At 37.0% G+C, this 15455-nt stretch carries 13 protein-coding genes, 1 tRNA gene and 1 pseudogene; 3 read left to right on the forward strand and 12 right to left on the reverse strand.

What is annotated here, in order from left to right:
* Positions 1–799: 799 nt before the first annotated feature.
* The 3 genes and pseudogenes from BT797_RS21915 to BT797_RS21925 all read right to left on the reverse strand — a co-directional run bounded on the left by BT797_RS21915 (position 800) and on the right by BT797_RS21925 (position 2275).
* Positions 800–884: transfer RNA gene (locus tag BT797_RS21915), tRNA-Leu, on the reverse strand.
* A gap of 296 nt (positions 885–1180) precedes the next feature.
* Positions 1181–1489 (reverse strand): annotated as a pseudogene (locus BT797_RS21920) (AbgT family transporter); the annotation flags it as partial.
* Between the two features lie 261 nt (positions 1490–1750).
* Positions 1751–2275, reverse strand: coding sequence for a hypothetical protein (locus BT797_RS21925; RefSeq protein WP_045111956.1), 525 nt, complete (start codon positions 2273–2275; stop codon positions 1751–1753).
* An 81-nt stretch (positions 2276–2356) separates the two neighbouring features.
* On the opposite strand from BT797_RS21925, the gene BT797_RS21930 reads away from it, so the two are divergent.
* Positions 2357–3490 (forward strand): DNA adenine methylase, encoded by a 1134-nt coding sequence (locus BT797_RS21930; protein WP_045111957.1) that lies wholly within the window; start codon positions 2357–2359, stop codon positions 3488–3490.
* 58 nt (positions 3491–3548) lie between these two features.
* On the opposite strand, the gene BT797_RS21935 is transcribed toward BT797_RS21930, so the two are convergent.
* The 3 genes from BT797_RS21935 to BT797_RS21945 form a co-directional block, all read right to left on the reverse strand.
* A complete protein-coding gene (locus BT797_RS21935) occupies positions 3549–4328 on the reverse strand; it encodes a type II restriction endonuclease (protein ID WP_075473540.1) in 780 nt (259 codons plus the stop codon).
* Between the two features lie 517 nt (positions 4329–4845).
* Positions 4846–8001, reverse strand: coding sequence for a hypothetical protein (locus BT797_RS21940; RefSeq protein ID WP_052678404.1), 3156 nt, complete (start codon positions 7999–8001; stop codon positions 4846–4848).
* Positions 8002–8057: 56 nt separating this feature from the next.
* On the reverse strand, positions 8058–8522 hold the full coding sequence (locus BT797_RS21945; protein WP_045111959.1) for a hypothetical protein: 465 nt from the start codon (positions 8520–8522) through the stop codon (positions 8058–8060).
* Between the two features lie 686 nt (positions 8523–9208).
* Between BT797_RS21945 and BT797_RS21950 the strand changes: the two genes are divergently transcribed.
* Positions 9209–9463: a hypothetical protein gene (locus BT797_RS21950; protein ID WP_045111960.1), complete on the forward strand. Its 255-nt coding sequence runs from the start codon at positions 9209–9211 to the stop codon at positions 9461–9463.
* Positions 9464–10270: 807 nt separating this feature from the next.
* Here BT797_RS21950 and BT797_RS21955 read toward each other — a convergent pair.
* Complete coding sequence (locus BT797_RS21955) at positions 10271–10546, reverse strand: hypothetical protein (protein ID WP_045111962.1); 276 nt, start codon at positions 10544–10546, stop codon at positions 10271–10273.
* Positions 10547–10767: 221 nt separating this feature from the next.
* On the opposite strand from BT797_RS21955, the gene BT797_RS21960 reads away from it, so the two are divergent.
* Positions 10768–11649 (forward strand): helix-turn-helix transcriptional regulator, encoded by an 882-nt coding sequence (locus tag BT797_RS21960; protein WP_075473541.1) that lies wholly within the window; start codon positions 10768–10770, stop codon positions 11647–11649.
* A gap of 627 nt (positions 11650–12276) precedes the next feature.
* On the opposite strand, the gene BT797_RS21965 is transcribed toward BT797_RS21960, so the two are convergent.
* From BT797_RS21965 to BT797_RS21985, 5 genes are all read right to left on the reverse strand, one after another.
* Positions 12277–12699, reverse strand: coding sequence for a DUF2787 family protein (locus tag BT797_RS21965; protein ID WP_075473542.1), 423 nt, complete (start codon positions 12697–12699; stop codon positions 12277–12279).
* Between the two features lie 79 nt (positions 12700–12778).
* Positions 12779–13333 (reverse strand): hypothetical protein, encoded by a 555-nt coding sequence (locus BT797_RS21970; protein ID WP_082293700.1) that lies wholly within the window; start codon positions 13331–13333, stop codon positions 12779–12781.
* A 46-nt stretch (positions 13334–13379) separates the two neighbouring features.
* The gene (locus tag BT797_RS21975) at positions 13380–13760 is read right to left on the reverse strand and encodes a hypothetical protein (RefSeq protein ID WP_075473543.1); all 381 of its coding nucleotides are present in this window, start codon (positions 13758–13760) and stop codon (positions 13380–13382) included.
* A 95-nt stretch (positions 13761–13855) separates the two neighbouring features.
* On the reverse strand, positions 13856–15061 hold the full coding sequence (locus BT797_RS21980) for a site-specific integrase (protein WP_075473544.1): 1206 nt from the start codon (positions 15059–15061) through the stop codon (positions 13856–13858).
* A 64-nt stretch (positions 15062–15125) separates the two neighbouring features.
* Positions 15126–15455 (reverse strand): hypothetical protein, encoded by a 330-nt coding sequence (locus BT797_RS21985; RefSeq protein ID WP_075473545.1) that lies wholly within the window; start codon positions 15453–15455, stop codon positions 15126–15128.

The following is a 15455-nucleotide window of genomic DNA, read 5'->3' on the forward strand; positions in this document are numbered from 1 at the left end:
GTAGAATTAAACCACATCAGTTGTTGTAGTATTGAGATACGTCAGTTTTAAAAACTTTTCAGAAAAAACTCAAAATCATCTGAATTTTTAATTTCAGTAAAATCGAATATCATCCTAAAAATACTCCATCAACGGTACAATTTAAATTATTGAACTCAACATTAGTCTAACGATACTTGTTTCTAAGAATAATCATCGAGTTATGTAGCTTCAAGCTAACACAATTCACTTATATCACCATTACTTCATACGCAAGATACAATCATAATCACAAACAAATGTAACAACGCAACAACGCAACAACGTGAGCATACTGATCGTGTGTGTTACTTATTATCTTGCCCCTACCTGCTAATCACACACGCCACAACCCCATACTGCATAAGCACTCTCAGCCATAACCAATTACGAAAAAATAACGCAATGACTTTCAGCATCAATAAACCCACCGAATGACCCATACCAACTCCAAAGGACAAAACGGGGACAGGACACGGACAGTAAAGTACCGGAATCCCACTTAACTTTCCCCCATGCTAATACTGCAATCAATACCCACCAGCAAAATTAACAATCCTCAAAGTACAGGACAGAGTTGGATCGTGTGAGATCCCCTTGCGCACAGATTCTGCATGCGAAAGTACCGGATATGGACAGGAGTGAATTTTCTAAGGGTAATAACGTGAGTTTATTCGTGTGTGTTTTTGGGAATATGAATCAAGGAAAGAAGCTCTAAGCTTTTGATTGTGCTAGACACAACAAAGCCCCAGCGTTAGCTGAGGCTTTGTCATATGATATATGGTGCCCGAGGACGGACTTGAACCGTCACTCCTTTCGGAAGAGGATTTTGAATCCACCGCGTCTACCGATTTCACCACTCGGGCATAGGTCAGTATTATACATAGCAAACGATGCCAAGCAAGCCGTTTCTAATGATCGTAAAATCAACTGCTCAAAATTAAAGCAAAGTGCAACTTAAACTTGATACTAAGGTGTAACAGAGACTCAAAACCTTAAATATCAGTGCTAACTAACCACATAAAGACAGCTTTATTGCAGATATTGATTTGAACTAACAAGTATATTTGGCATAAAAAAGACCCGTAATAATCGGTTATCCAACTATCTCGGGTCACTTAACCTAGGCTTCACCTAAGTTAAAGGATCAAATCTATAACGATTAAGGCGTATAGAACGTAGCGGCACCAGGACCAACTGGTAAACCGAAGGCAAATACCCAAACGTAGAATAGGATACTCCAACCAACCATGAAACAAATTGAATAAGGTAGCATAGTCGCAATCAGCGTACCGATACCTAGATTCTTCATATAGCGCGTTGCAACAGCAAGAATAAGACCGAAGTAGCTCATCATCGGCGTAATGATATTCGTTGCAGAATCACCAATACGATATGCTGCTTGAATCGTTTCAGGTGCATAACCAACTAACATTAGCATTGGAATAAAGATAGGCGCTGTTACTGCCCATCATCCACCTGAGCGGACCATTCAGCACAACTAACATTCACAAATTTTTGCTACGTATAACCACTTTCAAAATCTCTTTAAAGCCTGAATGACAAGTCATAATTGATGGACCGGAAACTGGACAGGAAAGAATATTATTTACTAAATAAACCGCGTAAGACACCGCACAAGAATCAATAAGCTGACACCCTAAAAAGTAATCTAGCTGTATCGAATTAGCTAAAATATAGGATTTAGATCTATATAATTAGATATTAAAAATTAATCGAATAATGATTCAGTATAGATACTAGGTCTTGAATCAATAACTGACGAACTCAGAGGAGGAGGAGCATCATTATAAGTTAGGTAAATCAACCCTCTCATACCACCAGAACAAGGGTGAGAGGCAGGATCATTAAATAACCACAAATACTGTAAGTCATCACTATTCATTGGTTCTATAACCGACAATTTAAACCAAATTGAACATCTTTTCTTACGATAATAAGAAGGTGTAATGGATGGCTGTATACTAGACATCTCACCTTGACTAGTTTTAGCTGCAACTAAATCGATAATGTTAGCTTTACAGGTATATTTAGCCCCATGCATCAAGTAAAGAAAGCAAGGCTCACCTCTTTCAAGCTGCTTTTTAGCTATCTCAACAAATCGGTTACTCATACCGACGCCGAACTTCCCCATCCATACACTACCATGCTGTTCAATCATGAATTGATGCTCACCAATAGTATCAGCACCAGATAGCTTGTCACTATATCTAAGTAGGAAATGTAAGTTTTTCATAATTATAGGAACAAATATTTCATTATCATCAATACATGCTTATAATGATACCACTTACCCAACTAAATAACCAGGTTATAAATGCTAGAAAATCAACAACTTACTATCGACTGCAACATTGACAATAGTGGTGTCAACCGTATGAAAGTTAAAGCATTAGATCTACCAAAATTCCCAACGACTCGTTATCAAGGGTCAAAACGCAAAATATTGCCGGAATTAGCTACAGCATTAAGCACAGTAAATTACACGAAAGCTTTAGATATGTTTAGCGGTTCAGGTGTTGTATCACTATTATTTAGAACTTTAGACAAAGATATTAGTTCAAATGATTTTATGCTTTATAACCAAAATACAGCTAAAGTATTCCAACAATTTAACCTTGATAATTTGAATAATCTTGAGATTAAGAAAGACTTAGAGGATTTACTCTATAAACTACCAGTCAATGAAGAAAAATTAGTCTCTAAGCATTTTCATAATATCTATTTCATCGATTCAGAAAATATTGAAATTGATAGATTTTGCCAAAATATCAATACATACAATGATTTTGCTAAATCAGTTTACATCTATGCAATAGGGCAGGCTTTAACAAAAAAAAGACCGTATAATCTATTTCATCGCGCAAATTTAGAAATGCGAACTAAAGAGGTAGAGCGTTCATTCGGCAATAAAAAAACTTGGGACACCTCAATGTTTGATCACGCGATAAAGTGTATCAATGAGTTAAAGAAGTTCCCGATCAATGAAGTGAAAGAACTAAATAAGAATGTTACTGGGTTTAATTCCTCAGAACTAGATTCTTTTTCAAATGATTTTGATCTAATTTACCTAGACCCTCCTTATATAAACGGCAAGGGTACTTCTGTTGATTACAGCAATTTTTATCACTTTCTTGAAGGATTATGTGATTATCAATTATTCGGTTCTGCTAATGATAAATACCCACATAAGCCTATAGTCAAAAAACCAAGTGCATGGCTAAAACCTGATACTGCATTAATAGAGTTAACTGCAATCTGTGAGCGCTGGCCAAATGCTACAATAGTATTCAGCTACAGAAGCGATGGATTACCAATTCCCGTTGAAGCAGCAAAAGCAATGTCAACAAATGGTCGAGTTGCTGAAATACACTCTGCTGGCGAATACAAATACGCACTAAGTAAAACGAATACCAACGAAGAATTAATTATCATTGCTAGACCAGCATAAAAAGGAAGGGGGATCAATTACTTGCCCAGCCCCCTCCATTATTCTTCTTTTTTTTAATTTATCGAAATTGTACCATTTCCGGATGGTCATACAATGAATCACTATCTGTAATATCAAACTTTAACTCTTCATAATTAGTCCAATAATAATCACAAGCCTGTTTCTTATGATGAAACTGAGTGAATGGCCCATTTACATATTCAAAACCACGAGGATAAGAAATATCGACTGACCCAATATTCTTCGTATTACCACTACCAGCTCGGATACCAGTCAAATCAACTTTCTCACGAATGAAAATAGATTCAACGGAATATGGACAATAGATGTCGCCACGCTGAGGAAGATTCTCTAGTGTATACTCTTCAAAAGCAGCATTACGGAAATATACAAACCCCAAAACCCAATGTTCATGGTATGTGCTATAAGGGTAAAGAATATTCTTAGTATTATTGCGGATAAATGAATTATAGCTACCAAGAGTCATCTTAGTTTTCTTAAATTCTTGTGGGTTGTGATATTTTGGTTCAATATACGTGGACTTAATATCCAGAGCAATACGGTGGATTACACAGCCGTTCATACCATATTTAGTCAAGGTAAAGTCGGGATATGTTGTCTGATTTGCAGTCTCAACTACATAACCGAACTCAGCAGCTAGTGAACGCAGCGCTGGACTAGCAAATCGTTCAAATACGGTACTGAGCACTTTTGAATCAGAGTCAATTGGTAATACGTTATTATTCATATCAACAAATCCTTGAACTTCCCAAGAACAGTGTTCCGTTAACTGAAAGAAACGTTGACTGAAATTATTAATATCAAAAAGATACGACATATATATTCCTCATTAATAGATTTAATATATATATGTGGCAGTACTGCTCGATATTCAATGGTAAACATATGATTAATCAACATTTACAACATTCCCGCCCTGTTATGTTTAAGTTTCCTGAATTAATCGTCTATTTACATCTTGGCACCTTAGTGATTACCACGCCAATCAATAAAACTTTTAATGACTTACATTAAAAACACACTCGCTGATATTAAATAACTCTCGCCATAACTCTAAGCTATTCGACATAATCAGACTCAAGATAAAAATTCCCCCCTTACTTTACTAACAGTTCACTCAAACTCAACCGTATACAGCAGTTTATCAACACCTAATTTCACACTAACGGCATCCAACGATAATCCCAACGATCTACCTTCAGCCTTCACCCTACGGGCTTTCTGATTCAATAACGTAATCATCTTCTCGATATAACCACCAGCAACCAGTTCTTGGTTCGCCAGTAACAAGTAACGAGAAGATGGGCATAGATTCCCGTTATAGAACGTAGGCTTTAAGATTTATTAACTAACCCCATCACCTCATCAAACTCTTCTTTCATGAAAAATTTATCAACTTCCATATCTGGATATTGACTCATAACCCATTTAAGTAACGGTATAGACTTAGGTGCTGCTGGCATCATGTGTTCTTCAATCTTACGGTTCTTAGCATTAGTAAAATCTGATTTCTTAACGGGATAACCAGCGTTAGTAAATAGCTTAATTAACTCAGGGTAAGTACGATTTGTACCATCAGGTGTATCCTTAGACAATCCCCATGAATCATTGGTCAATGCCGTCAATACTAAGCGCTTGAATATCCCTTCAGAACTGTCATTTTCATACTTCTGACCTTTCACTGTCATCACAGCTTTAATCTTGTAAAAGTCCATCCAGTTATCCCAGTCATCAAGCGTTTTAAGGCAATTACCGCCTACTCTCACCTTCTTAGGCTTCTTCTCAGGCTTCTTACTTGATTTCTTATCAGTCTCATCGCTAGGTTCCTCACTCGGCTCTACAGGTGTTAACTTACCTTTTCGCCAACCGTCAAAAGCAGAACGAGCAAGTTCACCTTCCTTATGATTCTTCCATGGCACAGTATCAAACGTAAGGTGACTAACTGTCTTACCCGTAAGAGGATTACGAACATCAACCATAGAAGGGTTTACTGGACGTCTTTTAAAATCAAAATCAAGATTCAGATACTTATCATGTTTGATTTCAATTAAATCTAACTCATGCAGATACATATCACGTTCAGAAACAATACAGTTATTCGCTACTTTTTCAGAAGGTTGTCGATTTAAGAAGAGATCAACCATCCAATCATTTTCATTAGGGCAATCTCGAGGTGGCTTAATACCTGCTTTGGCGGTAACAGGCTTCTTATATAGCGCAGACATTTCAGGATTAGTACCATCATCTTCCATCATTTCAGCTGTCAATTGTCCGCGTGTTTTCATTGCTATGATTTGTTTAACTTGATGCTTTAATACAAGTGCATCATCATCACCAAATCGAGCACATAAAGCTTTAAATCGCGCAGTTGTAGATTGGTATATTTTACCGTCTAAATCGTACTCATCAATGATCATGGCATCAGCATTACCCAAGTCAGTCAATAAACCATCGGTGGTCGCGCTATAAACTGTAATATCATCATCAACGTTATCTAATAGCTCTGATAATACTGCTCTGATAAATCCTGTTACATGAGATGCGAAATATGAATTAGTAAGAGGCGAATTACCATTGGGCTTACTCAACCCTGTTTTAGTATCAAATTTATTACGCTGAAACCCGACACCCTGTCCTATTTTTCCATACGCAGTATTACCCACGTCTTTTACGATTTTCTCTTCAAATGTTCCTTTATGTTTTTTCCGTAGCTTACGGATCACTTTAGTAAAAGGTTCAAAGATAGGCTCTGCATCATTAACCCAAGGAATAATATCACCGTATAGTATTTCAATTTTACAGCCCATGTTATAAGCCACTGCAATCTCAGGGGCAGTACAATAAGTCTCACCTTCCAACGGGTAATAAAGACCATATAGTTCGGTTCTAACTGGCAATGAAGGGAATCGCGTACCTTCATCAAACTTAAACTTCACATAAGCAAAGCCCATAACATGACCTAGATAGTCTTCAATATCTGTTGAAGAAAAAGCAGCTCTGTAATTCACAGGTAAAATATCAACGAGCCCTGTAGTATAAGCGCCTGCTAAATCCCAATCACTGACAGCATCTTTAGCTGACGGTCCGAACACATAATCCTCATTCCTTCCACCAAAGAAACACCGACGAGCTGTTGATTCATTCCTATCACGCTCACCAGATAACACAGTTAATTTATTTGGTATAGAACGATGCCTACGTTCATCCCATTTATAAGATATAACTTCCTCCATCCCAAACACTTCATTAAATGCCATATTTGGGATCAAGGGAGCAGTATAGCTCTCAGCTTCAGCAGCCCTCTTTTCATATTTATCAGCAAATACATTTTTAAACAACGCTACTGACAAATTACCAAGCGTATTAGGGAGATACTTAATTCGATTAGATGAGCTATTTTTAGTTTTAGCACCACCTTCAGACACTGCACCAGCATCGTTAGCTTCACTATCATCATTATCAAATACATCATTTAATTCAGTAAGCGCAAATTCCTCTACATAACGACCGTATTTAACGGCTATCTCAGCATCACGTACGGCATATTTCTCAAACGCCCCCTTGTTCTCTTCCAATAACTTACTCATTTTTTCAATAGAGTAACCAGCCGGAAGCTTAATTTTAGGGATACCAATGGCCTCACCAATAACATCAAGTGAACAACGTCCGGGAGAAAGGAATAATGTATCTTTTAGGTGAAGAGTCGTTCTTTCTAGACGTTTACCATTATTTTTATAAGTCACATATTTTGGCTTGTACTGCGATGCACCAATAGCACGTAAATCTAAACCATAATCACCGCGCGCATTACTAGCTACAGCCTTAACGGCATCTAACTTATTACTTTTGATATTCCAATAAGCATCGAATGAAGCTATATCAGCTCTCATGAAGTGGGCATAAATAAATGTTTTCTCTGGGTACTCAGAGAGCCAACCATGTCTCTTAGCATAATTTATGATCTGGAAAATATAGTTATTAAAATCAAAACGGTCTTTTTTATCGGTACTCGCAGGGTAATCAACCCCCTTAAATTCACGACCATCTGCGGTCAGTAAACAATATTGGTAAGATAAGATCTTATTACATTCATTCTCTTCATCATATTCAAACTCAGTATCAATACCGATATGAATATTACTACCTTGAGCCTTTAGATATTTAAATCGAGATTTACGGTCAATGTGATAGTGAATCAGTTCCTTTTCTACATCTTTATTTTCTTTAATAGGTTTAACCCTATTAGCTAAGTATTTTCGTAATTCAGTAGTACTGTCTTTTTGATACTCAGGACCAAAACGACGCCTGATTCCATCCATGAGGTTTTGAAGTTGAGCATCTTGAGTAGCCCTTTCAGTAGCTTCACCACCTCTAATAGTGGAGTATGAAATTGTACTTACATATTTATCTGATTTTTTCACAGGGGTAGATACTACTGTTTTCTCGTCTTGTTCATCTTTAGTCTGTTCTGGGGATAATGTAGTTGTCATGCTGTATACCAAATGTCTATATCATGCGGGTAAGATAATCGGACCTAATTTATTTATTAACGTAATCCCAACTTATCCCAGTCTGGTTGATAGAGTGCAGGTTTCTTTACCTTCACCTCAAGTGCCTTCAGCAGCTCTACTTTAAAAGTCTCATGCTTACTTTCATCTAGCAAACCCACGAAATCAACAATTTCATCATACTCGTTACGTAAGATGAAGCCCTTATAAAGCGTCGAGATCAATTCAATTGCCATGATTTGACCTTTACGCAATAAATTACCATTAGGTAATTCAATAAAGTAATCGCCCTTCTGAACATCAGCTTTCTTCAACTCAACAACCAATTTAGCAAATACGCTAGATGCAGCAGTCTCAGTATCATATTGCTTAAAGTCGATAGTCTTAGCTTTCATACCTAATAACACGATTGTCTCTTCACACAGTAAAGCACCATGGATAGTCTGCATTGAACGCTCAACACCACTCGGGGTGTTTATAAAACCTGTTTTAGTATCAGCCATTTAATTCCATACCTTTAGTCAAATAACTAACATCATAATACTTTCATACCCACATGCTGTAATTACCTTCCTAAATAACAACATTCATCAAGTTGTTGCGATTTTATTGCCTACTCTGCGCACAGTGGTCGATGATAGAACCCCGTGATTAAAGGGCTGAGAGGATGGTCTTAGATATTTATATGGGTAAGAGATATTGCGCATCCCATCCAAGATTACATTTACACTCCTAATTTTAAGCATTGATAGTTGCGCAGAGATTGCTTACCCGACTACTCGTAACAAATTAGGTCTGAGATTCTTATATGATTTATCACTGCTTAATCTGATGGGGATAGTTGGGTAGCATCTTGATGGCTAATACATCCAGTGATAATTAAGCGCTGTAATATCATGGGTAAGTTCTGGTATTCGTGATGAATTAAGGTTCTTGATTACTGGTTTAATATCACTGGATTAGGTTGCGCATTATCTCTTACCCATATAAATATCTAAGACCTTGGCTTTAACGAAGTTAAAACAAGGACTTGCATTAACACCCACTGCGCCGCCTAATAGATATACGCGCAGAGATACAGCTTAATTGTCTATTTTTATACGGAATTAAATCAACAATAAATTAGTTAAAATTTTAATTGTCCTAACGTTTCATCGAAGGGCTATTTCATACATAGGGAAAAATAAAAATGAGTACATTTAATTTATTTGTTGAAGCGTTTAAGGCTCGAGTGATTCTCAAGGCTAATCAAGGAAAAACTGCGCGAATTAAGGAATTTGATGCCATCGTAAATGACATTGAAATGATGCATGGTGCTATACCTGATATCTTTAGAATTAGAGCGTACTTCATCGTATGTTTATCTAATAAACCTAACTGGGGCTGTCGTAAGGTTATTGAAGAGTTTGATTACACTGTTGCTAAAATCAGAGGTGATGGTTGATAGCGGGTATTGAGTGTGATTTATTGGTATGTCTGTATTAGTGGGTAATTTATTCACTAATATAGGCATTAATATAAGGGGTGAGGGGGTTAACGAAGTTAAGCAACGACCCCTTATATTAATAGAATCACCTAGAAAAAAAATAATAAAAGTCATTTTCCAAACCCAGCTGGGAAATGACTTTTTCATTACGTCATAATGTCCGAACAGATACTAGATTCATTAAGCACGTTTAGATTTATGGTTACTTGTAATCTTGGTTTCATTCGCTGCAAATAAGAACCCTGAAATCAATCCGCATCCTAAGTAAATCAATGGTAATGGCATGGTGTTACTCCTTGTTTAATTCTTTATAGATGGCGTAGCCGATGATAAATCCAATACCAAATATGGGATTGGAAAAAGCTGCAACAGGCATAATATTTTCTTCTTTGTTTCAGATATAAAAAAGCGCCATATCATTGCTGATATGGCGCTGTGTTAAGTGTTGTAATTTATTAAATTTTGGCTAGCAACCGCCCTTACAAACTCCGCCAGATGCTTTATGTGAATTACACACCCACTTACCGCATCGGTTACATGAAGTGCCACCAGCAGCTTCTGTCTTCTTTCCGCACTTATGGCAAGTCCATAGTTTTAGGTTACTACTCAACTTCTTAAAAAATGACATCTTAGCTCGTTCCTGATTAGTGAGAATGACCGCAAACTTGGCAGCTACCATCATCGTAAGCACGTTGACCACAGGCTGGACATGTTGTGACTACTGTTAAGATTTTTTTGATTGTCATGATATTTCCCTATTATGATTTATTGATTAGTTGAATTAACTACGTTTATCGTTTTAGTACATTTAGTTGTATCGGTGATATGGCCATTTAACGTGCCGCAAACATCAGCTTTCCATTGAACAATCACACCATACGAGGCCGTATGTTGAATGTCTGATTTACCATTCCAGTTTGCTTCTAAAACTGATTTCATCTTAGAAATGTCTCCCGGATTACCACCCATAGTACCGCCAGCTAATACCGCTGTTGATGCAAATAGGCAAGATAGACTCAGCAGCATGATTGATTTGTTCATTGATTGTTTTCCTTTGTTTTAATATTTAAATTAATTGATGGGTATTATGAAATGCTCGACTGACAGGTTGAGTCAGTGATACTTGAAATTATTGATTTTTGCTTCACGCCTTACTGTTACTGCTTCATGAAACTAATAACAATACTGCTAACCTAATGGGTTTAGATTAGAAATAATAACGGCTGACTCAACCTGTCAGTGCAGTGGTTTAATCTAGTTAAATGAAAAGTAAGAATGAGAAATTAGCCAAGCGCCTAGGTACTATCCTTGCCCGATTAAATACTGGTGAACGACTGTATCTAAAAGACTTGGAAGTTGAATTTAACGTACATGAAAGAACGATATGGCGTGACTTTGAAAGGTTGTCCTATTTACCTTTGATTCGTGAAGAAGGTTGTTACTTTCTTGATATGAGCAGTGTTAGGCAGCAATCATCTAATAACATGAATAAGTTCATTCACAATATGGGACTCGAATCACTCATCCCGATTAAGCTCAACATGAACAACTGGCAGACCAATGATGTACCAATATTTCTATTCAAGAATGTACGTATTGAGGATGTCTCAAGTTTTACTGATTTGTTTGATGTATTGGCTAGCGCGATTAGTTCACAGCAACAGATTTCATTTACATATAAAGATAAATTACTCGAACAAGCCCACCCCTACCGCTTGGTAAATGACAGAGGTATCTGGTATCTAGCCGCAGTCTGCCAGAACCACTTACACTCATTCAGAATTGCCTATATTTCACAGTTACAGCTCAGTGGCGATAAATATAAACCGCAAGCTAATATACAAAATGAAATCATTAGGCAAGGGATGCAATGGATAGATATCGACAAGTTAGATGTACTAATACAAGTTGATTCCCATGTTGCTTCACGCTTTCTTGATGGTGGTTTACTCCCTAATATTCAGGTGTTAAAAGAAATGGATGACGGTTCATTACTGATTAGCAGTCAGATAACACGATTACACGATGTGATTCCTATTTTGAAGGCTTGGATGCCCCATGTTGAAGTGTTATCACCAGTGAGTCTAAAGCATGAACTTATCCGCGATTTGTACGCGTCATTAGAGCGCGTCAAGATGATGTAATGCTGTTAGTTTGAGGTAGGTGTTAATCCGATACAAATCACAGCTAAACTTCATTTTCTTATTTTGCATACTGTTGGTTTTTAACTTCGGGATAGGACTACCCCCCACTTTAAATTGACATAGTTAGCTAAAATCAAAGTTACTAATGTGAGTTAACCAGATACTTAAAATTGATCAACCTGCAAACCGATATGGGTTATCGAAAGGTTCAAAATGGGCTTATTTTTCACCCGTAGTTACTAAACATAATAATAACTGCGCTTTAGCAGGTTTAATATATAGGGATATATATTAGATTTTCATCAGTAAATTACTGTTCTAATTTTTAATATTTCATTACCCCAATTACATTAATTTAAGCCACCTACCCTATTGCCTATCGAGCAATGGGGTGATTATTTTCGATGGTATTTTTTACTTCATTAAGCATCAACCATTACCAACTGAAACAGCCGTTTTCTGTAAAAGGATTAAGTATCCTCTGCTTTAAAAGCATAAAGTGGTGTGACAATACCCGTCACGCCTTGCTACGTAAGGCTTGATGGGTATTGTCTAATTACACCCGTTAAGTAGTTAGCTTCCCCCCGGTCCATAATCAGGCTTTTTCCTGACCTTTACGCAGATCAGCTAAAACGTACTGACTTTAACTTCATCAAATGCAGCAAAACTTTGGTAATTACAAAAGTTCATCTCCCATGTTGGATAGAAATCCATAACTTCATGTAAAGAGCACATAGGTAATGGATACACCAAGCCAGTACCATTGCGCATATCAAAATCAATTTCTTTCGCTAATTCAGGGTAGTGATAGCCTTGGTAACTGAACGAGGTGATGTAATCAAATTGCCACAATCCGTTATGGTTTGTGATACTAATTTCAACAGGATGAAAACCACCATCTTCACTGTTGTAAGCACTATCTCTAAAGTTAAATACAATTGTGTTAATGCCTGTTGGTATATCTTGCTCTTGAGCGACCTTGGCAAGTAAATCCATCAAAGTAGGTGTGACAGGCACGAGTAGGCCATCCGAATCAAAGTTCAGTTTCATAATGAGTTCCGTTAGTAAGTTTGTGGGATTAGGTTTAGGTAGGTTCTTAGGTATGTAAGTAGTGAATAAGCAGCGTGGATTAAGTTAATGCTAACAACTTAGCTTTCTTCTCCTCATAGTCAGCAGCTAATACATGCAGAAATACGCTAGTACCAGATTGAGCAATCAAGCCAATATCATCACTACGTAATACACCAGCAAGAAAGCCAGCATTATTAGCACTAGCACCTTTGAATGTAGGTTTAAGGGTGGTACTTTTAAATGGCTTATCAACTTGTTCATCCAGAATTGCAAACAACTTGGTTAAGTTAATCCATTCTTTAGAATGTAACCCTCCACCTTCATTACCACTGAGTCTGAGATATAACTCGCCTTCTTCATCATGCTCTGCCACATCAAAGAAAACATGGTTAGTTGTTTTAGGACTTAGTTTCTTACCTTTACCTGATAATACAATATTGCTGAAATGGTCGAACTTCTCAGGCTTAGCTTGTTCATCAACAGGTGCATCTTCTACTTGTTCAGCTGCTACTTCATTATCAGTATTTTCATCAGTAATAATTACCGAATCATCAAGTTGAATATCAGTAGTGGTATCGTTAGTTTTATTGGTGTTGTTAGTTTTACGGCTCATAGAAAATCCTTTAATAATGATGGTTAGATTAGGTTTAATAGGTGAATTAGATCAATTTGCTTAATGCAGTGACGGCATTAGTGTTAGAAGTTAATGGTGCTAATAGATAACAGCCACCACCCACTGTTGTAGTGACTGATAAGGCTAGAAGATATGGACAAGTATCATCATTCAACAATACGACAAACTCAGGGTTATCCGTTACGTATTGAATGAAATATTGCATATCTTCATCTGCATCAAGTAATGAACTATCAACATCGCTTTCTTCTAGCAGAATTAGAAAGGTATCGTATTCATGCCAGAAGTCAGCGGTAGTATTCAAGCAACCATCAAATGGGTCAGTTAACTCAGAATGTAGTGCGGTTTTAACTTGCTCAGGTAGGTTTAATTCATTAACAAGGCTGAGGTTCTTAATCACTTTCATTGGTTGTATTCCTTATGTATTAACAATCAATATCAGGTTATTAATATATAATTCAGCCTTGATTTATTACGCTATGTTAATAAACAACCTTACTATCACCCTCCTACCATGCTCGATATCATTGACGCTGTTTCACGTTGTTTACCCTCGCTTAATTTGGCATAACGTAAGGTGCTAGATATGTCCTTGTGATTAAGTAACTTCTGAACAGCACTGATATCAACACCGTTAGAAATTAGGTTACTCGCAACTGAATGACGAGCGGTATGCAATAACACTTCATCAGGATTATCTATCTTCGCTATTCGTTTAATAATATCGAAGGAATCACGAGGGCGCGCTATTGGTTTCCCATTTTTATGTGGAGCAGGGAAAAGGTAATTATTGCCCGATATTTTAGGGATGGATTGCAGTATCTCTATCATAAGGTCAGACAGATAAATGATGTGATAAGTACCATTTTTTGTCCGTGGGATAGTCAGCGTGCGCTTTTCGTAATTAATATCACTATGTACTCTGAAACGTAATTCACTTTCCCGACAGCCAATCAGATGCAGCAATGCAATGAAGTTACCAAAGCTTTTCTTCGGATAGGCTCTAGCAGCTTTGATGATGCGTTTAGTCTCATTAATGTCACAATAACGAGTACGGGCATTGTTCTCCGGTAATAGTGACACCCTATCCGCCACATTGATTATATCGTGCATTGAGTACGTCAATTTCCCCATAGTCTTGAGGAGTGCCAAAACCCTGTTACAACTAGCTGGTGCGTATAGTTTATCTTTATATTTAGTTTCACTCAGGGTTAAGTGAAGTTTCATTACATGGCTAACGGTCAGCTCGTTATATTTAATATTAGCAATAGCATTACAGTGTTTACGAAATCGTTTTTCATCAATACCCCATGTTTTCTTACGACGCTTTGCCAGTGGTAAGTACGTATCGTAGAAGAATGACTTAACCGTTGGGTAATCAACTTTATTGTCACGTTCGGCTTTAGGGTCAATACCATCAGCAATCATGCCTTTATATTTTCTCGCTACCTTTCTAGCTTGGTTGATATCAATATCAGGGAAACGCCCGATAGTGATGCTACATTTACGACTGTTAAACTTATAACGTAATAGAAAGCGTTTATTACCTGTTTTACCGGATAGGCATTTCAAGCCGATGATTTCAGTATCGGATACTTCGAGTTCTGTTGATGATGAATTGGTTGGGTTGGATGGCAGGGATTTTAGATTGGCATTGGTGAATTTGAATTTTTTGGTGGTAATCGAATTGGGGTTGGTGCTGGTCATATTAATACCTCGTTGATTAGGGATACCAGGTATTAATATGTTCTTGATTTGGGGTTAGATACGTTTAGTTATTTAATTGGAAATATTCAAATGTGATTTGTGATAATGGAATTTTCTTTGTTGCTTTATATTCACACTCATCCGCCACCATAAAACCCCGAGATGTAGATATGGTTATGATAATATCGAATATTACGTAGTCATCAATAAACTCTATTGATTTTATTAACGCAGGCTCTTGTGTACATGAGTTTAAGGCGGTTATAACTTCATGTACTGGACCAGAACCATCCTTTAAAGATTCATTAGCAACACCAATAACAGCTCCTCGTCCGTACTTAATATAGTAAACTTTATTCTCTTCAATCAGTTTTTTATAATCTAAATTTTTCAT

Source organism: Moritella viscosa, assembly GCF_900120065.1.
GTDB lineage: Bacteria > Pseudomonadota > Gammaproteobacteria > Enterobacterales > Moritellaceae > Moritella > Moritella viscosa.